This window comes from Streptomyces sp. NPDC031265 (assembly GCF_055570295.1).
Map to the genome: position 1 here is coordinate 132122 of NZ_JBVIHM010000018.1, position 23829 is coordinate 155950.

A 23829-nucleotide genomic window follows, 5' to 3' on the forward strand; every position below is an offset into this window, starting at 1 on the left:
TTAGTACCTGTTCCCCGGTTCATCGCTCAGTGGCCCCGATCGCTCCGTGACCGTCGACGAACCCCTTGACCAGCCGTTCGAGAGAGGCGTTCAGCACCTCGGGCGCCTCCAGCATCACGAAGTGCCCGACGCCGTCCACGAATTCGACGTCCACGCCGTACTTCGCGGCCGAGGCCGTGTCCGTGGGCATCCACGACGTCGAGTTGACCAGGGTCACGGGCGCCCCGAACCGCTTGGGCAGCCGCTGGAGGTACGTCAGCATCTCGCGGAAGGACGCCGAGACGATCGCCTCGCCGACGTGCGCGCGCGTGCGCTCGACCAGGGCGACGAGGTCCGCCCGGTGCGTATCGAGGAAAAGTTCCTCGGCCCGTACGGGCGCGTCGACGAAGCTCTGCACGAACCGGTCCAGCTGCTTGGCGCTGAGCGGCTGCGGGTCGAAGGTGTGGAGCGTGTCCACGCCGACCATGCCCCGCACCCGGCCCCCGAGGAGCGGCTCGGCCGCCAGCATGACGGGCCCGCCGAGCGAGTGGCCGACCAGGACCACGTGCTCGGCGCCGACCCGGGCGACGACGTCGGCCACGTCCCGTGCGTACGCCTCGACGGTCCAGTGCCGCCGGTCGCGGCCGGAGCCGCCGTGGCCCGCGAGGTCCAGCGTGACGACGGTGTACCGGTCGGCGAAGTACCGGGCCTGCTGCTCCCAGTACGTCATGTCGCAGCCCAGGCCGTGGATGAGGACCAGGGCCGTGGCGCCGGTGCCGCGCACCCGGTAGTCGATGTCGCCGGCGCGGGCGCTCTCGTCGCGCGGCTCTGCCGTACGGGTCGGGGCCGAGACCTGGGCCTGGGCCTGGGCCGCCCCGGAGGTGTCCGGCTTGCGCGCGATGACGCCGACGTGCTCCATGTCGGGGCCCGGCGCCCCGTACGAGCCCCGGTCCACCCCGACCGCGCCGAAGTACCCGGCCCGCTCGACCACGAACCCGGCCGCCTCGCACTCCCGCCGGAAGACCTCGGGGTCGAGGGCGTTGATCAGGCTCGGCCCGCCGACGACGTGGGCCGCCTCGAAATGGGCCGCCACATCGTCGATGTAGCCGGGCCACGGGTCACCCGCCCGCCTGCGCGCCTCGTAGTCGGCGGCCTTGGAGGCCCAGTAGCCGAAGTAGGGCGAGTCGGTGCTCAGGAAGACCTTTCCGCCCGGCTCCAGCCAGCGGAACATCTTGCGCAGGGTCACCCCGACGCCCTCGGGCGTGAGGAAGTGCATGACGCGGCTGGCGTGCACGGCGGTGAACCGCCCGTCCTCGAAGTCGGCGTCCGGCAGCACTCCCTGACGCAGTGTCAGGCGGGTGCGGGCTTCGTCGTTGACGCGCTGCTCCAGGATGTCGAGGTGCTTCTTCTCCATGTCGAGCGCGACCACGCGCGCGCCGCGCTCCAGCGCCGCGATGCTGGCGATGCCGTAGGCACAGCCGAGGTCGAGGACCTCGCCGCCGCGCTCCCCCGCGTACTCGGCGAACTCCGAGGAGTACGGGATGAGGTGCTCGACCATCACACCGGTCCGGTTGAGGGTCGCCACCATTCCGCCGAAGTCGAGGTTGGCCGCCGACTTCAGGTCCTCCAGGACGTCGTGCTCCCGCGTGACCGGACGCGCGGGCGCGGGCAACGGGGAGAGCGTCACGGTGTGCGGCCGCGCCTCGACCGGCTCGGCGAGCCGGTGCGGGAAGTCGGCCAGGCCGGCCAGCACGACAGGCTTCGCCGGGGCGGCGGGCTCGGCCGGAGCCGAAGCCTGGACGGCGGGTGCAGCCGGAAGTTGGTCAGCGGGCTGCGCCGGAGCCTGGGCAGCGGCGCGCTCCGGGGCCGGAGCCGCCGCCTCCGCGACCACCGGAGCCTCCTCCCGCACCCAGTACCGGTTCCGTGCGAACGGGTACGTGGGCAGCCGCAGGCGCGCCGGGCGGCGGGCGGCCGTCTCCGCGTCCGGGGACGGGAGGTCGTGGCCGCGCGCATAGCGCTCGGCGAGCGCGGACAGGGCCCGGCGGCGCTCGGTGGCGTCCAGGTCGGCGCCGGGTGCGGTCACCTGCCCGGCGTCCGCGCCGTCCGCCGACCGCGCCGAGAAGTCGCGCGCGACCGTCCCAGCGAAGCACCCCGCCCCGGCCGAGCCGTCGCGCCAGCCGCGCCACAGTGCGACCGCCTCGTCGAGGGTGTCGGCCACCACGGCGCAGCGGTGCCGGAAGTGGTGGCGGCCGTCGCCGAGCGTGCGGGCCAGGGCGGGCAGGTCGGCGTCGCGCAGCTCGCCGTCGGCGATCAGGTCGAGCAGCCGGTCCACGAGCTGGGCGAGCGCCGCCTCTGTCTTGGCGGACAGCGGCAGCAGATGCCCCACCGCACCGGACGCGGCGGGGGGTGCCACGGCGCCGGGTACGTACTCCCGTACCACGACGTGCGCGTTCGTCCCGCTCATACCGAAGGCGCTCACCGCGCCCGTCCTGGGCGCACCCGTCGTGGTCGCCCACTCCTTCGTCGCCTTGTTGACGTAGAAGGGGCTGTCGCTCCAGTCGATGTACTCGTTGTCCTGCTCGCAGTGCAGGCTCGCCGGGATGACGCCCCGGCGCACCGACTCGGACAGGCTCATCAGACCGACCAGGCCGGACGCCGCGAAGGTGTGGCCGAAGTTGGTCTTGGTCGAGGTCAGCGCGCAGAACCCGCGCTCCGCGACGCCCGCGTCCGTACGGAAGGCCGCGCGCAGGGCGTTGACCTCGACCGGGTCGCCGAGCTTGGTCCCGGTGCCGTGGGTGACGATGTGGCCGAGGTCCCCCGGGTCGATGCCGCCGCGCTCGTAGACGCAGGACAGCAGCTCGCGCTGGGACTCTCCGGCGGGCGCGGTGATGCCGTTGGTGCGGCCGTCGTAGTTGAGGCCGCTCGCGGCGATCACGCTGTGCACCGGGTCGCCGTTCGCCTCGGCGGCGGCGAGCGGCCGCAGCACCAGGGCCGTGACCGCCTCGCCGGGCACCATGCCGTCGGCGCGCTGGTCGAAGGTGAAGCACCGGCCCGCCTCGGACAGCATGCCCGCCCGGCTCATCGCGTCCAGCGACTGCGGGGTGAGCACGAAGTTGGCGGCCGCCACCACCGCGATGTCGCACTCCTTCTGCCGCAGGCTCAGACAGGCCTGGTGCAGGGCCACCAGGCCCGAGGAGCAGGAGGTGTTGACGGCGAGGACCGGGCCCTTGAGGTCGAGGAAGTACGAGAGCCGGGCGGCCAGGACGCCGTCGTGGTTGGAGGTGACGTTGCCGCCGTCCTTCACCAGGAACTGGTAGTCGCCCTGCTCCACGCCGACGAACACGCCGACGCGCTTGCCCTTGAGCTCCTCGGCGCCGAGCGCCGCGTCCTCCAGCGCCTTCCAGGACTCCTGGAGGAGGTGGCGCTGGCGCGGGTCGATCGTCCGGGCCTCCTTGGGGGCGATCTCGAAGAAGGCGGCGTCGAACTCGTCCGCCCAGTCGATGCTGCCCATCCACCGGTAGCGCTCGCCGTCCGGCTCCGCCGGGACCGACGCGCCGAACCGCCCGGGCGGGAGCTCGCGGACCATGTCCTTGCCGTCGGCGAGCGCGTCCCAGAACTCGGCCACCGAGCGGCAGCCCGGGAAGATCCCGCTCATGCCGATGATCGCGACGGGCTCGTCCCCGACGGCGGGTTCGACACCGGCAGCGGGCCCGGTCGCCGCGACGGTCCGGACCGCCGCCACGGGCTCGGCGGCCACCGCCGGAGCCTCCACCGCCATCCGGACGTCCTCTCCTGCCAGGTGCTCCACCAGCCGTTCGATCGACGGGTGGTCGTAGAGGACGGTGGGCAGCAGCCGCACCCCGACGCGGTCGGAGAGCCGGTGGGCGAGCTGGGTGAGGCGGATGGAGTCGAAGCCGAGGTCGACGAAGTTGCTGCGGTCGTCGATCCGGTGCGCCTCCGCCTTGAGGACGTACTGGACCACTTCCCGCACCGCGTAGGTCAGTTCACCGGCCTTCGGCGCCCGGGTGCGCACGGCGGGCGCCGGCTGCTCGGGCCGCGCGACCGGTCCTACCGTGCCGGCGACGATCGCGGACGCCTGCGCGGCGGGCCGCAGCACCATCGGCGCGACGAGGTCGGCCGCCAGCAGGCGCTCGAACGCGTCGAGCCCCGCCACCGTCTCCAGCGGCCGCCGGCCGCTGGAGCGGAGGTAGGCGTCGATGAACTCCGGGTCCGCGCTCCGCTGCGCGGACGCGCCCATGCCGCCCTCCTCCCACAGGGGCCACTGGATCGCGAGCGTCCGGTGTGTCCGGTGTCGCGTCGGCCGCTCGCCGAGAGCGCGCGCGTAGGCCGCCTGGAAGCGGTTGGCCACCGCGTAGTCGCCGCTGCCGAAGTCGCCGAGGACGGCGGCGGTGGAGGAGAAGTGGCAGACGAAGTCGGGGCGTTCGGTGTCGAGGCCGAGGGCGCGCTCCAGGGCGAGCGTGCCGTGCGCCTTCGCGCCGAGCACCGCGTCGATGGAGGCGGTGGTCTTCGTCGGCAGGGTGACCGGCTCGGCCGCGCCCGCGAGGTGCAGGACGCCGTCGAAGGCGCGCAGCTCCTCGGGCAGGCTCGCCCGCAGTCCGGCCAGCGCATCCGGGTCGCTCACATCGGCCCGGCGGCAGACGACCCGGCTGCCGGAGCGCCGCAGGCCCTCGACCCAGGCCTCGTCGGCCGCGCCGGTCTCCGAGCGGCCGAGCAGGACGAGGTGGGCACGGTACTCGCGCGCCAGGTACTCGGCCATGCGGCGGCCGAGGCCGCCGAAGGCACCGGTCAGCAAATACGTTCCGCCGTCGCGCAGTACGCTCCGGCCGGGCCGGGCCGGGGTCTCGACTCGCTCGACCCGGCAGGTCCGGCGCACGCCGTCCGCCCGGTACAGCACGCTCGCCGGGTCCTCCTGGCGCTGCTCGGCGAAGAGCAGAGCGGCCCAGTGGGACGCGTCGATCGCACCCTCGCGCAGGACCACGCGCAGGGCGGTGCCCGGCAGCACCTCGGTGAGCGAGCGCTCGTACCCGATCAGGGCGTCGAGGGCGGCCTGCTCCACGGCGTCGCGGAAGTGCCCGGCCACGAGCAGGTGCGGCACCTCAAGGCGGGCGGCGACCACGGCCCGGATCAGAGAGGCGACGTCGCGCAGCTCGCGCAGCAGCGACGGCTGCTCGCCAGGACCCCCGTCGCGGTGCCCGGCCGGCCAGAGGTAGTGGATCGCGTCGACGCGCCCGTACTCGGCCGCGACCGCCCCGAGCGCCCGCTTCCAGCTGCGCTCGTCGTCGCGGTCCACGGGATACGGGGACCCGGCGCCGACGAAGACCGGCTCGGCACCGGGCGCGCGCTCGCGCAGGGACCGCTCGTACGCGGCCCGGTCCGCCGCCCCGTCGAGGAAGCACAGGACGACCTGCGCCTCGGACGCGGGGGCGTCGGGGACGGGGGCGGCGGCCGTCGCCACCCAGCGCTCCTCGAAGAAGTCCAGATCCGACGAGCCGTCACTTTCCTTGCGGGACACGTCGGTCGAGGGGGGTTCCGGCGCCGCGGCCTCCTCGCCGCGCAGCCAGAAGTACTCCTCGGTGAACGGGTACGTGGGCAGGCTGATCCGGCGTGGAGGGTGTGCCTCGTCGGTGTGCGGCCACTGCGCCTCGCCGCCGTCCACCCACTGCCGGGCGGTGTGTGCCAGGGCGCCGTCGGCGCCGTACACCCGCCGCTCCCCGCCCGAGGCGAAGTCGCCCAGGGCGTCGATGAGTTCGCGCACGTCGCGCACCACGAACGCCGCGCGCTCGGGCTGCTGGGTGCGGCCCACCTGGAGGGTGAAGGCGACGTCGGCGAGGCGGCGGGCGCTCGGGCCCGTCTCCTCCAGCTCGGCGAGCCGGTGGGCCAGGTCGTCCGCGTACCGGCGCAGGTTCTCCGGCCCGCGCGCCGACAGCGGCACCAGGCGCGGACCGGCGAGGACGGCGTCCTCGGCGCCGCGCGCGGGCGCCTCCTCCAGAACGGCGTGGACGTTGGTGCCGCCGATGCCGAACGAGCTGACGGCCGCGCGCATCGGCTCGGCCGAGGGGGCGTGCTCGACGAGCCGGTCCACCACGTAGAACGGCGAGCCCGCGAAGTCGATCTGCGGGTTGGGCACGCGGTGGTTGACGGTCGGCGGGATCCGCCGGTTGCCGACGACCAGGGCGGTCTTGACGAGACCGGCGAGCCCTGCCGCCGCATCCAGGTGGCCGAGGTTGGACTTGACGGAGCCGATGCCGCAGAAGCCGGTGCGGTCGGTGTGGCGGCGGTAGGCCTCGGAGACGGCCATGACCTCGATGGGGTCGCCGAGCCGGGTGCCGGTGCCGTGCGCCTCCAGGTAGCCGATGCTCTCGGGGTGCACTCCGGCGCGGTCCAGGACCGCCGAGACCAGCTCGGCCTGCCCGGCCACGCTCGGCGCGTGGTAACCGGCCTTGCGGTCGCCGTCGTTGTTCATCCCGGCGCCGCGCAGCAGCGCGTAGATGTGGTCGCCGTCGCGGACGGCGGACGGGGCGTCCTTGAGCAGGACCACGACGACGCCCTCGCCGCCGATCATCCCGCTCGCCTCGGCGTCGAACGGCTTGCAGTGGCCGTCGGAGGAGAGGGTCATGCCCTCTTCGAAGAGGTAGCCGACGGCGTTCTCGGCGTACATTCCGGCGCCGCCGACCAGCGCGTGGCGGGTCTGGCCGGACTGGATGCCCTGGACCGCGAGGGCCAGCCCGGCCAGCGAGGACGAACAGTTGCTGTGCACGTACAGGCTCGGGCCGGTCAGGCCCAGCTTGTGCGAGACGGTGGTCGGGATGGTGCCGGGCTGGGCCTGGAGGAAGCTCACCAGCGACTCGGAGTCGCGCCGCGCGTTCCCGGCCGCCAGCGGTGCCTGGTAGAGGGCGTTGCTGGTCGACACGTAGACCGCGCTGTCGTTGATGTCACCGGGCAGCCGTCCGGCGTCCTCGACGGCCTTCCAGGAGTGCTGGAGCAGCAGCCGCAGCTGAGGGTCCATCAGCTCCGCGTCGCGCGGCGAGACCTGGAAGAAGTCGGCGTCGAACAGGCCCTTGCCGCGCATGCTCGCGCGCACCGGAACGTAGTCGGGGTGCGCGATCAGGCTCTCGTCGACGCCCAGCTCGCGCAGTTCGCCGGTGGAGCAGAGCTCGACGCTCTCCTCGCCCGCGAGCAGGTTTCGCCAGAACGCGTGGTGGTCCTCGGCGCCGGGCAGTCGGCAGGAGATGCCGATGACGGCGACGCTGCCAGTGAGGTGGGCTGCGGCGGGAGCCGGTGTGGGCTGTACGGTTTCCGCCTCCCCATCGGCTTGGGTGCCGCCGCTCGCCCGCAGGTGCTCGCTCATCCCCCGCGCGTTGACGCACTTGAAGGTCTCGGCCGCGGTGAACGCCACCCCGTACCGCTTGGTGGCCCGGTCGGCGAGCACGGCCGCCAGGACCGAGCTGCCGCCCGCGTCCAGGAACGCGTCCGTCGGACCGAGGTCGTCGACGCCGAGCACCTCGCGCCACAGGGCGAGCACATCGCCCTCGTGCGGCAGCGGGGAGCCAGCTGCCGCCTCGACGGGCCGGGGCGCGTCCGCGCGGGTCCGGGCCAGCACCACCGGACGCTCCTCCAGGGTCTTGCGGTCGACCTTGCCGTTGGGGGTGCACGGCAGCGCGTCGATGGGCAGGACGAACGACGGGACCATGTACGGCGGGACCTTCCGTGCCAGGTGCCCGGTCAGCTCCTCGGCCGCCACCGGGCCCGCCGCCGGCACGTAGTACGCCACCAGCTGCCTGCTCTCCGCACGCGTACGGGCCACCACGACGCACTCGCGCACGGCCGGGTGACCGGCGAGGACGTGCTCGATCTCGCCGAGTTCGACCCGGAAGCCACGGATCTTCACCTGGGAGTCGATGCGGCCCAGGCACTCGATCCGGCCGTCGCTCAGCCAACGCGCCAGATCGCCGGTGCGGTAGATGCGGGTGCCGGGCGCGAACGGGTTCTCGGGGAAGCGCTCGGCCGTCAGCTCCGGCTTGTTCAGATAGCCCCTGGCGAGCCCGGCGCCCGCGATGCACAGCTCACCGGGAACACCGGCGGGCGCGGGGCGGCCCAGGCCGTCCAGGATGTAGATCTGGGTGTTGTCGATGGGTGTGCCGATGGTGATGCGGCCGTCCGCCTCGATCCGCCCGGCCGTGGACCAGATGGTCGTCTCGGTCGGCCCGAACAGGTTCCACACCTCGCAGTCGAGCGCGGTCAGGCGCTCGCGCAGGGTCTCGGGCAGCGCCTCGCCGCCGCACAGCACGCGGACGCGCTCGTCGTTGGTCCAGCCCGCGTGCAGCAGCATCGTCCAAGTCGAAGGCGTCGCCTGCATCACCGTGGGCCGCACCGCGCCCAGCAGCGCCTTGAGCCGGCCCGGGTCGCGCGCGGTGTCGGCGTCGCAGAGGTGGACGCGTGCCCCGACGACCAGCGGGAGGTACAGCTCCAGGGCGGCGATGTCGAAGCTGTGGGTGGTCACCGCGAGCAGCCGGTCGTCGGCCCGCAGGCCCGGCCGGTCCGCCATCGAGCACAGGAAGTTGGTGAGGGCGCCGTGCGGCACCATCACCCCCTTGGGGTTGCCGGTGCTGCCCGAGGTGTAGATGACGTACGCGAGGTCGTCGGCGGTGACGCGGGCGCCGACCGGGCCGCCGGTGGGCCACGGCCGGTCCATCAGGACCGTGCTGGGCACGTCGGCGAGCTCGCGCAGCCGGGCGCGCAGCGCGCTGTGGGTGAGGACGGCCTGGGGGCGGGCGTCGCCGAGGATGTAGGCGAGCCGGTCCTGCGGGTAGTCGGGGTCGAGCGGGATGTAGGCGCCGCCCGCCTTCACCGTCGCGAGGAGCGCGATCAGCAGCTCGGGCGAGCGCTCCAAGTAGACCGCGACCAGGCTGCCGGGGCCGACACCGAGGTCCGCCAGATGGCTCGCGAGACGGCCTGAGCGCTCGTCGAGCTCCGCGTACGTGAGGGAGTCCTGCCCGGCGACGACCGCGAGCGCGTCCGGAGTGCGGGCCGCCTGCTCGGCGAACAGCTCGTGCACGGGCCGCTCGGGGTGGGCGGCCTCGGTGGCGTTCCACTCGACGGTGAGGGTGTGGCGCTCCTCGGGCGAGAGCAGCGAGCACGCGTCGACGAGCTGCTCCGGGTCGGCCGGGACGGTCTCCAGGAGGTGGACGTACTGGCGCAGCAGCTGCTCGGCCGTGGCGGCGTCGAACAGGGCGGTGTCGTACTTCCAGTTGACGGTCCAGGAGCCGCCGGGCCCGGCGGGCTCGACGACCTCAAGGACGAGCTCGTACTCGCCCTCCTGGTGGATGCCCTCGACGTACGAGAAGGCGGGGGCACCGGCGGTGACGTCCTCGTGCCAGTCCTGGTACATGAACGCGTACCGGAAGACCGGCGCGCCGCCGTCGCCCGTGGACAGACCGAGCTCGCGCACCAGAGCCGTGAACGGGTACTGCTGGGCCAGGCCGTTGACCAGGTTCCTCTGGACGTCCTTGCAGAGGTCGGCGAAGCGCGCCGCGCCGCTGACGCGGCTGCGGACCGGCAGCATGTCGACGAAGTGGCCCACCGTGCGCTCGAAGCCGGTCGCGGGCCGGGTGCTCACCGGCATGCCCACGATCACGTCGTCCTGCTGGGTGTACTGGCGCAGCAGGACCTTGAACGCGGCGAGGTAGGCGGCGGACGCGTAGACACGCCGGCCGCGGGCGAACTCCGCGATGCGCGCGCCGAGTCCGGCCGGAAGGCGCCGGGTCGCGGTGGCCCCGGCGCCGGAGCCGGTGGGGCGCGGCCGGTCGGCGGGCAGCGCCACTGCGGGCAGCGGCTGGGAGAGCCGCTCGCGCCAGTACGCCAGCCGCTCGTCGGCCCGGGCGTCGCCCAGCGCCTCGGCCTCGGCGGCCACGAACTCCTCGTAAGGGGCGCTCGGGCGCGGAGCGTCGGGGGTCCGGCCCTCGGTGAGCGCCGTGTACTGGGCGAGCAGGTCCTTGACCAGCAACACGGCGGAGGCTCCGTCGAGGACGAGGTGGTGGGTGTTCAGGAGCACCCAGGCCGCCGCGCCCGGACCGTGGAAGACATCAAGGCGGCAGAGCGGGCCGCGTTCCAGGTCGAACGGCTCCTTGGCGTGCGCGCGGATCAGCGCGACCGCCTCGCCCTCGTCGGCAACGGACAGGTGATGCTCCGTCACCAGCGGCTGTCCGTCCGGCTGTTGGGCCAGCAGGAGGCTGCCGCCCGCCACCTCGACGGCCGCGCCGAGCACTTGGTGCCGGGCCCGGACCCGCGCGAACGCGGCCCGCAGGGCGCCGACGTCCGGGCCGGTGGTCTTGAAGCAGAGCGACACGTTGTACGCACCGGACTCCGGGGACGCCTTCTGCAGGGTCCAGAGCCCCTGCTGCCCCTCGGAGAGCGGGTGGCGGGCGGCGGGCGCCACCGGCTGCGGCGCCGCGGCGACGCCCCGCCCGGCGAGGTGGGCCGCCAGCTCGTCGACCGTCGCGTGCTCGAAGAGCAGCGCCGACTCGAACCCCGGGTCGAGATCGCGCTGGATCTCCTTGGCCAGCCGCACCAGCCCCATGGAGGTGAGGCCGAGGGCGGGGAAGTCCACATCGGTGCGGACCTCGGCGGGGTCCACGTCCAGCTGCGCGGCGACGGCGTCCAGGAGCAGACCGCGGACGCCACCGTCCTCGGCGGGACGGGGCGCGGGCGCGGGCGCGACGGCCTGGGCCGCTGCCGTCGCAGCCGGGGCCGACAGCTCCCCGTACCAGTGCGTCTTCCGGGCGAACGGGTACGTGGGCAGGCTGACGCGCCGGGGCAGCGGCGCCCCGCCGTACAGCGCCTCCCACACGAGGGCCGTCCCGGACAGCCACTGCCGGGCCGCCTCGCGGAGGTCGGTGACGGGCGCGGGCGTCTGCCGTCCGGCCTCGCGGCCGGTCAGGTCGGCGTACTCGGCGCCCGGCGCCAGGCCCTCGCCGAGGAACGCCGCGAGCCGTGCCACGAGCTCCGGCACCGACCGTACGACGAGGGCCAGCCGCACCGGCAGCTCGTCGCGCCCCACCTGCAAGGTGTACGCGAGGTCGCGCAGCGGCACCGCACGGTCGGTGTCGCCGACGAAGTCCGCCAGCCGCCCGGCCACGTCACGCAGTTGGTCCGGGGTCCGGGCGGAGAGCGGCACCAGGCAGGGCTCGTCGGTCAGATGCGCAAGCGCGGGGGCCACGTCGCCGCCTCCAGGGTGTTCCTCGATGATCAGATGTGCGTTGGAGCCTCCCGCGCCGAAGCAGGAGATCCCGGCGCGCCTCGGCAGCGGCCGCCCGTCGGCGTCGACCGGGGCCCACGGCGCGGGCTCGCGCTGCACCGCGAACGGCGTCCGTTTGAAGACGATCCCGCCGTTCAGCTCCTCGGCGTTGATCGACGGCGCGAGCTGCCCGTGCGCGAGCTGCATGAGGACCTTGGTGAGACCGGCGACGCCGGACGCGCTCTCCGCGTGGCCGAGGTTGGACTTGAGCGAGCCGACCGCGCAGTACTGGCCCGCGCGTGCGGTGCCGAACGCACGGCTGAGCGCGGAGATCTCGATGGAGTCGCCGAGCGCGGTCGCCGTGCCGTGCGCCTCCACGTAACTGACGGTGGCGGGCTCGACACCTGCCTTCTCCAGGGCGCGTGCGACGACGTCGCGCTGGGCCGTGAGGCTGGGCATGCTGTACCGGCTGGTCCGGCCGCCCGCGTTGACCGCGCTGCCCTTGATGACCGCGTAGATGTGGTCGCCGCCTGCCAGCGCGTCCTCCAGCGGCCTGAGCACGACAGCGCCGACGCCCTCGGCGGCGAGGAAGCCGTCCGCGTGCTCGGAGAACGGTCGGCACCGGTCACCGGCGGACAGCAGCCCGTGCTCGGCGAGCACGTCGAAGTGGTCGGCGTTCAGGAGCAGGTTGACGCCACCGGCGACCGCGCAGTCGTTGTCGCCGCTGTACAGGCTCTCCAGGGCGAGGTGGATCGCCGTGAGCGACGACGAGCACGCCGTGTCGAGGGCGATGCTCGGACCCTGGAAGTCGAAGAGGTACGAGGTGCGGTTGGCGATCGAGGAGTGGGCGGTGCGCCCGTTGTAGGTGGCGTTCATGGCGCCCGCGAACACCCCGACCCTGCCCTGCCGGTTGAGCGCCGCGGCCGTGTACCCGGCGTCCTGGAGGGCGCTGTGGACCGTCTCGATGAACAGCCGCTCCTGGGGGTCCATGGCGGCGGCCTCGTCGTCCGGGATGCCGAAGTACTCGGCGTCGAAGGAAGCGACGTCCGCCAGGAACCCGCCCCGCGGGCGCTCCTTGCCGTCCTCCTCCCAACGCAGCCACCAGCGGTCCAGGGGGTACTCGGTGGTGCAGTCGAGGCCCTGCCGCACGTTCTCCCACAGCGCGGCGGGATCGGCGGCCCGGGGATAGCGGCCGCCGACGCCGACGATGGCGATGTCGCGCAGGCGGGGGGTGGGCGCGGGCGCCCGGACCGGGGCCGGGGACACGGCCGGAGCCGCGTCCTGGACCGGAGCCGGGACCTGGACATGGACCGGGGCGGTGGTGTGCGGCGGCTCCTCGGCGCCCAGCACCTCGGCCAGCCGCGCGGGGTGCGCGCCGGTGAAGTACCCGGCGACCTCGCGGACCGTCGGGCAGTCGAAGAACAGCGTGCTGCTCAGCTCGTCGAAGTCGCGGCCGAGCGCGTTGTTCAGCTGGATGACGAGGATCGAGTCGAGCCCGAGGTCGAAGAGGTCGGCGTCGGGGGCGAGGTCCCCGGGCGCCATCCGGAGCGTGTCGGCGACCAGCGCGGTGACGTACACGATGGCGCGCTCCGCGAGGTCGGTGGACGGGGGCTCGGCCTCCGCCGCGTGGGCTCCGAAGAGCCTGAGCAGCTCCGGGCGGCGGGTGTCCAGGAAGTGGCCGGTCAGCTCGTCGAGGGTCCGCAGCTCGAAGAAGAGCGTGCTGGAAACGTCCTCGAAGTCCCGTGCGACGGCGTTGTTCATGCCGGAGACCAGGATGGAGTCGAGACCGTAGTCGTGCAGGTTCCGGCCCGGGTCGAGCTGATCGTCCGTCAGGCGCAGGGCGTCACGCAGGAGTTGCCCGAAGTAGGCGAGGGTGCGCGCCCGCAGGCCGGCGTCCGGGACGGAGGCGGTGACGACCGGGCGCGGCGCCGGGAGGGCGTCGGTGCGCAGCCCGTCCGTACGGACCACCGCACCGCCGCCGTTCTCGGCGACGGTCAGCTGCTGGCCCAGCACATGCGCCCCGGCGTCCGGCTGCCCCACCCTGTCGAAGCCCTCGGCCCGCAGTACGTCCACCCAGCTCTCGGGCGTGAGCACCGGGCTGCCCGGGATGCGCAGGTCCGCGTCCCGGTACAGCCACCAGCCGTCGACCAGGCCGAACGTCAGATGCGCCAGGAGCGTGTTGCGGCTCATCTCGTTCATGAAGAGCAGCCCGCCCGGCCGCATGGCCGCCTTCACGTTGCGCAGGGTCAGCGCGATGTCCGCGGTGGCGTGCAGCACGTTGGTGGCCACCACGACGTCGAACCCGCCGGGCTCGACGCCCTGCTCCCCGGGCGACTTCTCCGCATTGAAGATACGGGTCGTCAGATACGGGTAGCGCGGCAGCAGTTGCTCCTCGGCGCGGAACAGGAACGCCTTGGAGAGGTCGGTGTAGCAGTACTCCGCGATCGCGTCGCCCAGCGGCTCCAGCGCCGCCAGCACCTTGGCGCTGGTCGCGCCGGTTCCGGCCCCGACCTCCAGGACGCGCGGACGGCGGCCCGGGTGGGCCTGGCGCCAGCGGCGCACCGCGTCGACGACCAGCTCGCTCAGCCGGTCGTTGAAGTAGTCGGCGATCGGGTCGCCCCGGTAGATGCCCTCCACGCGGGACATCGAGGAGCCCGGGAAGAGGATCTCGGTGGCGGGGCGCTCCCCGGCCAGGACCTCGCGCAGGGCGAGCAGACAGGACTCGACGAGGTCGACCTGGGCGCGCTGGTTGGCATTGGGCTGCCAGTCGGCGCGTTCCGCGTACCACTGGCGCCACAGCTCGGCGGGGTCCAGGTCCCGCGCGGCGGGCAGGGCGCGCCGTCCGCCGCGCACCTCGATGAGCCCGGCGGCGGTCAGCACGCGGTCGCTCTCCGCCAGCCAGCGCCCGTACTTGGCCGGAATCCGTCCTTCCAGGCCGTCCAGGCCGAGGTCGCGCAGCGTGGTGAAGAGCAGCCGCTCGGCCAGCTCGCACAGGCGCGGGTGCGGCAGGAACCGGCCGAGCCGCTCGACCTCGCCGTACGGTGCGCGGTGCGCCGCCACGACCGCGTCGAGCACGGAGGGCAGCCGGTCCGGCCCGTCCCCGGGCACATCGGCGGACGCACCCAGGCGTTCGTCGGGCACGAGCCCCCGCAGCGCCGCCTCGTCGAAGGTGCGCATCAGCGCGATCTGGCCGTGCTCACCGCCGAGGAAGTCCGCGAGGGTGCGCAGGGCTTCCTCGGGGTCGAGGGAGTCGATGCCCGCCGCCGCCATGCGCGCACGGTAGAAGTCGTCGCTGACGACGCCCGCCACACCCCAGTAGCCCCAGTTGACGGACTTCACCACGGGACGGGCGGCGCCCGGGGCGGTGGCCCACCGGTCCGCGAGGTCCAGGGCCAGCGCGTCCTTGAAGGTGCACCCGGCCGCGTAGTTGGCCTGGCCCGCGTCCCGTACGAAACTCTCCACCGAGGAGAAGAAGAGGACGAAGTCCAGCGGCTCTGCGCCGAACACGCGGGCGAGGTGGACGCCCACGTCGACCTTGGCGGTCAGCGCCGCGCGGAACCGGTCCTCGTCCATGTTGGCCAGCGTCTTGTCCGCCAGCACGATCGCGGAGTGGACCACGCCGTCGATCCGGTCGTGGCGCTCCTTGATGCGCCGGTACGCGGCGGCCAGCGCCGCCTCGTCGCTCGCGTCCGCCTGTACGTAGAGGGGCTCCCCGGCGCCGACGGCCCGCGCCCGGGCCGCCAGGTCGGCGAGGGAGGCCGCGACGGCGCCTTCGAGGGGGCGGCGGCCGATCCAGACGATCGCCGCCCGGTGGTGCTCGACCATGTGGCGGCTCCACAGCTCACCGATGCCGCCCGCGCCGCCCACGACGACATAGCGGCCGCCGTCCCGGTAGGGCGCGGTGGCGGGGGCGAGCGGGGCGACGGGCCGCAGCTCCTGGGCGAGCCAGCGGCCCTCGCGCAGGGCGAGCGTGGTTCCGGCCGGGACGGTGGGCAGGGCGAGTCCGGCCGCGCGCAGCGCGTCGCCGGGCGCCGCGGCGGGCAGGTCGAGGAGGCGGACCGTCCAGCGGGTGTGCTCCTTGGCGGCGCTGCCCAGCAGCCCGTGCACACCGGCGTGGGTCGCCGCGACCAGGTCGCGGGCCTCCGCGCGCTGGGTGGCGAAGGTGAGCGCGGTCCAGGTCAGCGACTTGGTGCCGAGGCCGAGCGACAGCAGCGCCCGCACCAGGCGGTACACCTCGACGGCGCCCCGTTCCTGGCCCGCGACGGGGTCGGGCCCGTCGTGCGGTGCCACCCAGACGAGGTGCGCGGGCGTCCGCCCGGTGCTGCGGATCCGCTCGGCGATCTCCGCCACCGAGGCACCCGCGGGCAGCTCCACCAGCCGGTGTCCGGGCGCCAGCACCCCGAGCTCGTCGCGCAGCCGCCGGTCGGCGTCGAAGACGAACACCTCACCGGGCTGCGCGTCCGCCAACCCACCCATGGACGAAGGGAGTCCGGCTCGTTTGGGCTCCCACACCGGCAGGAGGGTGCGCAGGGCCGAGGCCCGGCCGCCGTCCGTCTTCCCGTCGAGCACACGGTAGGCGAGGCCCCGCAGCGCGGCGCAGACCCGGCCGCCGGCGTCGGTGAGGTCGATGTCGAGCACCTGGCCCGCGCCCTCGGCCCGCTCCCCCGGCGCCGGGCGCACCCAGGCGTACATCTCCTCCTCGCACTCCGCGTAGACGTCGAGCCGGTCGAGCGCGAACGGCACCGGTGTGGCCGACGCCTCCCGGGGCCGCGACGCCGCGCCCGCCTCCGTGTCGAACCGGGGGTCGAGGCCGAGCGAGGCGTGGATCGCCGCGTCCAGGAAGCCCGGGTGCAGCGCGTACGACTCCAGGGAGCTGCGCGACCCGCCCGGCAGCCGCAGTTCGGCCAGCACCTCGCGCCGCCCGTCGGGGGCGCCCCGGTGCAGGGTGCGCACCAGCCGGAAACCGGGGCCGTAGGCGACTCCGGCGCGGGCGATGTAGGCGTAGCACTCCTCGCCCGACAGCGGGCGCAGCCGCAGGGCGGCGCGCAGCCGATCGAGCGCGACCGTGGGCCGTTCGGTGGCGGGCGCGGCCGTCGCGCGTCCCTGGACGTGGAGCTGTCCGCCGTCCTGGGCCGAGCCGGTCAGCTCGAAGCGGGAGGAGCCCGGCGCCGCGTCCTCGGTCAGGGTGAACTCGACGGTGCGGCCCTCGCCGCCGACAGCCACCGGCCGTACCCAGCTGACGTTCTTCAGCGTGACCCGCGGTCCGGCGGCGGGCAGCGCACGGCGCACGGCCGTGTACGCCATCTCCAGGCTCGCCACGGCCGGGAGCAGCCGCTTCCCGTCGACCACATGGTCGCGGAGCACGAACTCCTCACCGGTGAACCGGGTGCGGTAGCGGACCGCGCCGAGCCCGGACACGTTCTCGTGGAGCAGGGGGTGCGCCGGAGCGGGCCCGGACGCCTCGACGGCGCGGGCCGGCCACGGGTGGACGACCCGGCTGAACGGGTAGGCGGGCAGGCTGGTCCGGCGGCCCGCCGCGGTCCTGGCGAGCCGCCGCCACTCGACGTCGGCGCCCTGCACCCATGCCTGGGCGAGCTTCTTCAGCTTGCCCTTCTCCTCGCCCTTCTCCAGCCAGCGGGCGACCTTGGCGGTGGGGCCGTCGGCGGCGCCACGGGGCACCTCGCCCGTGAAGCGGCGGCCCGGGTCCCGGCCGTCGAGGAACAGCGCGAGCTCGTCGGCGAGTTCACCCAGGTCACGGACGACGAACGCCACCCGGTGGGCCATCGGCACCCGGCCCACCTGGAGCGTGTACGCCACATCGCGCAGTCGCAGCGTGGGCCTCGGGCTCTCCAGGGCCGCCCGCAGCTCGCGCGCATAGGCGGCCAGGTTGTCCCGGGTGCGCGCCGACAGCGGGACCAGTTGCGGGGAGCGGTCGTCGGCGGCGGGCGCGGCGGCCGCGTACTCCTCGAAGATCGCGTGCGCGTTGCTGCCGCCCAGGCCGATGGAGCTCTGCGCCGCCCGGCGCGGGCCCTCGCCCCGCGGCCACTCCCGCAGCCGGTCGACCACGTGGAACGGCGACCGCTCCAGCTTCAGCTGGGGGTTGGGGCTGGTGTAGTTGAGGGTCGGGGGGAGCTCACCGTGGTAGAGGCCGAGCAGGACCTTGACGGTCCCGGCAAGCCCGGCCGCCGAGTCGAGGTGGCCGAGGTTGGACTTCACCGAGCCGATGCCGCAGTAACCGGTCTCGTCGGTGGCCTCGCGGTACGCCTCGGTCAGCGCGGCCAGCTCCACGGGGTCGCCGAGCTTGGTGCCGGTGCCGTGCGCCTCCACGTATCCGATGGAGCGCGCATCGACGCCGGTGCGCTCCAGGGCCCGGCGGATCACCCGGCTCTGGCCGTCGACGCTGGGGCTGTAGAAACCGGTGGCCTGGGCGCCGTCGCTGTTGGTCGCCACACCGCGCAGCAGGCCGTAGATGTGGTCGCCGTCCGCGACGGCGTCCTTGGCACGGCGGATCAGCAGCGCGGCGACGCCCTCGCCGCCGACCATGCCGTCGGCGTCGGCGTCGAACGCCTTGACGCGGCCGTCGCTTGAGAAGTTGAGACCGGGCTTGTGGACGTAGCCGCGTCCGTCCGTACTGGCCGCCGAGGCCGCCGCGACCAGGGCGAAGCCGGTCTCGCCGCTCTGCACCGCGCGGGCCGCGAGCGAGAGGGCGCTCAGCGAGGACGAGCAGTTGGAGTGGACGGCGAGGCTGGGGCCGCCGAAGCCGAGCTGGTACGAGATCATCGAGGCGACCGTGCCGCTCTGGCACATCACCCACGACAGGTACTGCTGCGGATCCTCGATCACGGGCGCCGCCTCCGGGGCGGGCGCTCCGTAGAAGTGGTTGCCGCTGGTGACGTAGACGCCGGTGTCCGGGATGTCGCGGTGGTCGTAGCCCGCGTCCTCGACGGCCTTCCAGGCGTGCAGGAGCAGCTGGCGGAACTGCGGGTCCATCAGGGCGACGTGGTTCGGGGAGAGCCGGAAGAACTCGCCGTCGAAGACGTCCTTGTCCGCGAGGGCGGAGCGCAGCGGCACATAGCCGGGCTCGCGCAGCACCCGCTCGGGCACCCCGGCCCCGCGCAGCTCCTCCTCGGTCCAGAACCGGGTGGTGCCGTCGCCGCGCCGCAGGTCCTCCCAGAACCGCCAGTGGTCGTCGGCGTCCCCGAAACGGCAGGCGATGCCGACGATCGCCACGGCGTCGTCGGGCAGGTCCGCGGCGGCATCCGGGGCGGTCGCCGCGGTCTCCTCCTCGGCCCGCACGGCCGGGACCTGCGGCTCGGTGTGCTCGCGCACGTACTCGGCGATGCTGCGCGCGCTGGCGTACTTGAACAGGTCGGCCGCCGCGAACGGCACGCCGAGGCGGTCGGCGATGCGCTCGGCGAGCACCACGGCCGCCAGCGAGTTGCCGCCCACCTCGAAGAAGGAGGCGGTGGGGCCGATGTCACGGACCTGGAGGACGTCCTGCCAGCAGGCCAGGACCCGCTCCTCGATGTCGGCGAGCGGCACACCCTCGGGGGCGGTCGGAGCAGGGGCGGCCGGAGCAGGGGCGGCCGGAGCAGGGGCGGCCGGAGCGGGCGCGAGGGAGATCTCGCGCCGCATCAGCGCGTTGCGGTCCACCTTGCCGCTGCCGGTCAGCGGAACGTTGTCGATCGGCACGTAGAAGTCCGGGACCATGTACGACGGCAGCCTCTCGCGCAGGTGCTCCTTGAAGTCGGCCGCGTCCGCCGTGCGCCCCGGGCCCGGCCGGTAGTAGGCGACAAGCTGCTTGGCCGCGTCCTCGCCGCGCGCCACCACGACGCACTCGGCGACGGCCGCGTGACGGCCCAAGTGGTATTCGATGTCCCCCAGTTCGACCCGGTTGCCCCGGATCTTGACCTGGAAGTCGAGCCGCCCGAGGTAGTCGATCTCGCCGTCCTCGTTCCAGCGCGCCAGGTCCCCGGTGCGGTAGAGCCGCGCGCCCGCGACCAGGGGGTGGGGCACGAACTTCTCGGCCGTGAGCTCGGGGCGGTTGACGTACCCCCTGGCGAGCCCGGTCCCGGCGATGCACAGCTCGCCCGGCTCGCCCTCGGCAACCGGCCGCAACCGCTCGTCCAGGATGAGGACTTCGGTGTTGGCGATCGGCCTGCCGATGGTGATGGGCGCGTCGGGGCGCACCAGGGTGCCGGTCGAGTAGACGGTCGTCTCGGTCGGCCCGTACAGGTTCCAGGCCTCGGTGCCGGTGCTCAGGAAGTGGTCCTTGAGCGTACGGGACAGGGCCTCGCCGCCGGTGAGGATCCGGACGCCCTCGGTGTTGCGCCAGCCCGAGTGGAACAGCATGCTCCAGGTCGCCGGGGTGGCCTGCATGACCGTGGGGCGCACCCGGCCGATGCGCTCCTTCAGCCGGTCGACGTCCTTGATCGTCGCGCTGTCGCACACATAGCAGCGCCCGCCCGTGACCAGCGGCAGGAACAGCTCGACCTGCGCCATGTCGAAGCTGACGGTGGTGACCGCGAACAGCGTGTCGGTGCGGCCGAGTCCGGGCTCGACGGCCATCGAGCGCAGCAGGTTGGTGAAGCCGCGGTGCGGGATCATCACGCCCTTGGGCTTGCCGGTGCTGCCGGAGGTGTAGATGACGTACGCGAGTTCCGACTCGGTCACCGTCACCCGGGGCCGCTCGCCCCGGGCCGCGGCGGCCGCGAGTTCGTCCCGCTGCTCGTCGAGGACCACGAGGTCGCCCGGCGCCGCCGCCCGCGCCTCGGCCGGCCGCGCGTCGAGCAGAGCCTGGGCCCGCGCCTTCAGCCGGGCTTGGGTGACGACCAGGGAGGTGCCGCTGTCCCCCACGATGTCGGACAGCCGCGCGGCGGGCAGCTCCGGGTCCAGCGGAACGTAGGCGGCGCCCGCCTTGAGGATGCCGAGCAGAGCCACGACCATCGCGGCCGAACGGTCGAGGAAGACCGTCACCAGGTCGTTCGCACGCACGCCCCGCGCCACCAGATGGGCCGCCAGCGCGTCGCTGCGGCGGCGCAGTTCGTCGTACGTGAGGATCTCGTCCGCACCGGTCACCGCGACCGCGTACGGAGTCCGGGCCGCGGCCGCGTCGAACAGGTCGTGCACACAGGGGCCGTCGGCCGCCGCGGGAGCGGCGTCGGCCGCGAAGAGCGCGCGCAGGTCCTCCAGGAGGACCTCCGGGTCAGTGGTGACGGCTTCGAGGACGCGCCGGTAGCGCTCGCCCAGGCCCGCCACGAAGTCGGCGCCGAACAGCTCGGGGTGGTACTTCCAGTGCAGCGCGTACCCGTCGCCCTTGCCCCACACCTCGACGGACAGCTCGTACTCGCCCTCCTGGTGCAGCTCCTCGACCAGCTCGTAGGGGCGGTCCGGGTCCGCGATGCCGTCGAGCACGTCCTGAAAGACGAACGCGGTCTGGAAGACCGGCGAGCGGCCCGACGGCGCGGCCTGGGCCAGATCGCGGGCGAGCGCGGCGAACGGGTAGCTGTGCAGCATCCCGTCGACGACCTCGCGCTGCACCTGGGCCACCAGCTGCCCGAAGGTCGTGCCCCCGGCGAGGCCCACCCGGACGGGCATCATATTGATCATGAGCCCCATGGCGTCGGCGAACTCGTCGCCGCCCCGCTCGTTCACCGGCATCCCGACGACGACCTCGCGCTCGTCGGAGTAACCGGCGAGCGTGACGGCGTACGCGGCGAGCATGACCGTGGAGGCGAAGGCGCGCCGGGAGGCGGCCATCTCCCCGACGGCGCGGGCGAGTTCACCGGACAGCTCGCTGAAGCGGGTGTCCCCGGCGAACCGGTCGACGACCTCGGCGTGCGGCCGGTCGGTGGGCAGGCTCAGCGCGGCGGACGGGCCCGCCAGCTTCTCCCGCCAGTAGCCGAGCAGCTCCGCGCGCCGACCCGGCAGCGTCGCGCACTCCTCGCGCACGAACGCCTCGAAGTCCGCGCCCGCGCGGGCCGCGTCCGGCTCGCCCCCGGCCAGCAGTGTCTCGTACGTGTCGAACAGCGCCTGCGCAAGCAGCCGGGCCGAGCTGCCGTCGAAGACGATGTGGTGGACGCTGACGAGCACGATCGAGGTGTCCGCCGGGCGGCCGAAGACGCGGATCCGCAGCAGCGGCTCCCCCTCCATGGCGAACGGCCGCTTGTGCTCGGCCTCCACGGCCGCCAGCGCCCCGGTCTCCGGCAGCGCGCGCAGATCCACGCGCGCGTAGTCGAGCTCACGGCCCGGGTCGACCGACTGCACGGGCCGGTCGCCCTCGCGGCCGAGGACCGTGCTCAGCACCGGATGCCGCCGGACCACCGCACGGCAGGCCCGCTCGAACACCGCCTCATCGAGCCCGGAGACCCGGAAGCAGAGCGGGACGTTGTAGGCGGCCATCCGCGGATACGCCTTCTGGAGCGCCCAGAGACCGCGCTGGCCCTCGGAGAGCTCGTACGTCCGCGCGCCCGCCCGAAGCCGCCGCAGCAGGTCCCCGACCTCGCTGTCGGTGACCTTGCCCGCCCTGTAGTCGGCGATGAGGGCGCTGAGCTCGTGCTTCACTTCTGAGTTCTCTCTCCGTCGAGGAGCGCGATGGCGTCGTCGAGGTCCAGGTCGCCCTCACCGAGGCGCTCCAGCACCTCCAGGACCTCGGACTGCGGGGCGGTTTCCGGGGCGGGGCGCGTACGGCCCACGGGGACCAGACGGGCGACCCCTTCGGGGTACGCGTCCACCAGGTGCGCGGCCAGCTCGCCGACCGTGGCGTACTCGAAGAGCGCGCTGGGCACGAAGCCCGGGGCGACGGTCGCGCCCAGCTCGCGGGTCATCCGGACGATCCCCAGCGAGCTCAGGCCCAGCTCCAGGAACCCGGCCTGCGGTGTGACCTGCTGGGCGTCGTGGCCCAACTGGTCGGCGAGCAGCCCGCGCAGGAACCCGAACGCCCGCTCTTCGGCGACGTCGGTGGTGTCGGCGCGGTGCGGCACCGGCTCGCCGTCGGCGAGGAAACGCCAGTGCGGGGCGGCGGGCCGAAGCTGCGGCTCCGGTTTCGGCGGTACCGGGGCTGCGGACTCCGGAGCCGGTGCGGGCCGGATGTCCGCTGCCACCGACACCCAGTGCCGGTCCTTGGCGAACGGGTACGTGGGCAGGTGGAGGCGCTGCGGCCGGACCTCGTGGAGTGTGCTCCAGTCGACCGCGTACCCTTCCAGCCACAGCTCGGCGATCTTGCGCCAGTTGCCCTGCGCGGCCCATCGGCCGACCAGTTGCTCGCGCACCTCGTCCTCGTCCAGCAGCCGTGCGCCGGACGGGCTGGCGTCGACGCGGCCCCGCCAGAGGTCTCCGGAGGCGGCGCCGTCACCGGTGAGGAAGCGGCCGAGGCCGTCCTTCACCTCGTCGACGCTGCGGGCGCGCAGCACCAGCCGCTCCTCCAGGGCGACCCGGCCGGTCTGGAGGGTGTGGGCGAGGGCGGACAGGTCGAGACCGTCGTGCGTGTCCAGGAAGCGCAGCAGCTTCTGCGCGTACGCGCGCAGCCGGTCCTCGTCCTTGGCGGACAGCGGGACCAGCAACCCGCCGGGGACGTCCGACAGCCGCGCCGCCTGCGGCGCAGGCGCCTCCTCCAGGACGACGTGCGCGTTGGCACCGGTCGCGCCGAACGCGCTGACCCCGGCCCGGCGCGGCGCGCCGTCCTCGCTCGCCCACGCCGCCAGCTCCGTCTGGAGCCGGAACGGCGAGCCGGCCAGGTCCAGGTACGGGTTGGCGCGCTCCGCCGGTACCAGCGGGGTGAGCGTGCGGTGGTGGAGCTGGAGCACGGCCTTGGTCAGCGCGCTGATCCCGGCCGCCGACTCGGCGTGCCCGATCGCCGACTTGACCGAGCCGAGCGCACAGAAGCCCGTACGGTCGGTGCGCGCCCGGAAGGCCCGCTCCAGGGCCTCCACCTCCATCAGGTCGCCGATCTCGGTACCGGTGCCGTGCGCCTCCACGTATCCGAGCGACGCGGGGTCGACCCCGGCCCGGTCCAGGCAGTCGGCGACGACGGCCTGCTGCGCGGTGGCCGACGGCACCCGGAAGCCGGGAGTGCGGCCGGAGTGGCTGACCGCGCTGCCCTTGATCACCGCGTACACCGCGTCGCCGTCCTCGACGGCCCGGCTCAGCGGCTTGAGCAGCACCGCGCCCACGCCCTCGGCCGACACATAGCCGTCCCCCCCGGCCCCGAACGACCGCGCGGGCGCCTCCTGGGCGAGCAGACCGAGCAGACCGTACGTACGGTACTTGCCGGGGTGCAGGGAGAGGTTGACCCCGCCGGCGAGCGCGGCGTCGCACTCGCCCCGGCGCAGCGCCTCCACCGCCAGGTGCACGGCGCTGAGCGAGGACGCGCAGACCGTGTCGACGGCCAGGGACGGGCCGTGGAAGTCGCAGAAGTGCGAGACGCGGTGGGCGATGGTGGCCGCGTTCAGGGCCTGCGGAACGCGCTGCCCCTGGCGTACGGCCTCCTCCTGGAGCAGGGCGTAGTCCCGGTGCATGACGCCCACGTACACGCCCACCGCACGCCGTCGCGCCCCGTCCCGGGCAGCGGCCAGGGCGTCCGGGGTGTACCCGGCGTC

The 23829-nt window shown here is 74.0% G+C and carries 2 protein-coding genes (1 of these 2 running past the window's edge); both read right to left on the bottom strand.

The window, feature by feature from the left end:
* Window positions 1-19: 19 nt before the first annotated feature.
* Window positions 20-21796 carry an amino acid adenylation domain-containing protein gene (locus ACZ499_RS25735; RefSeq protein WP_468678286.1) on the bottom strand — a complete coding sequence of 7259 codons (21777 nt, stop codon included), beginning with the start codon at window positions 21794-21796 and terminating at the stop codon, window positions 20-22.
* Window positions 21793-23829, bottom strand: partial view of an SDR family NAD(P)-dependent oxidoreductase gene (locus ACZ499_RS25740; RefSeq protein ID WP_468678288.1) — the final stretch only. 11976 nt of this gene lie beyond the right edge of the window; 2037 of the gene's 14013 nt are visible here — the last part of the coding sequence; the start codon falls outside the window, past its right edge — the gene reads right to left on this strand; its stop codon occupies window positions 21793-21795. The genes ACZ499_RS25735 and ACZ499_RS25740 overlap by 4 nt, the downstream gene beginning before the upstream one ends.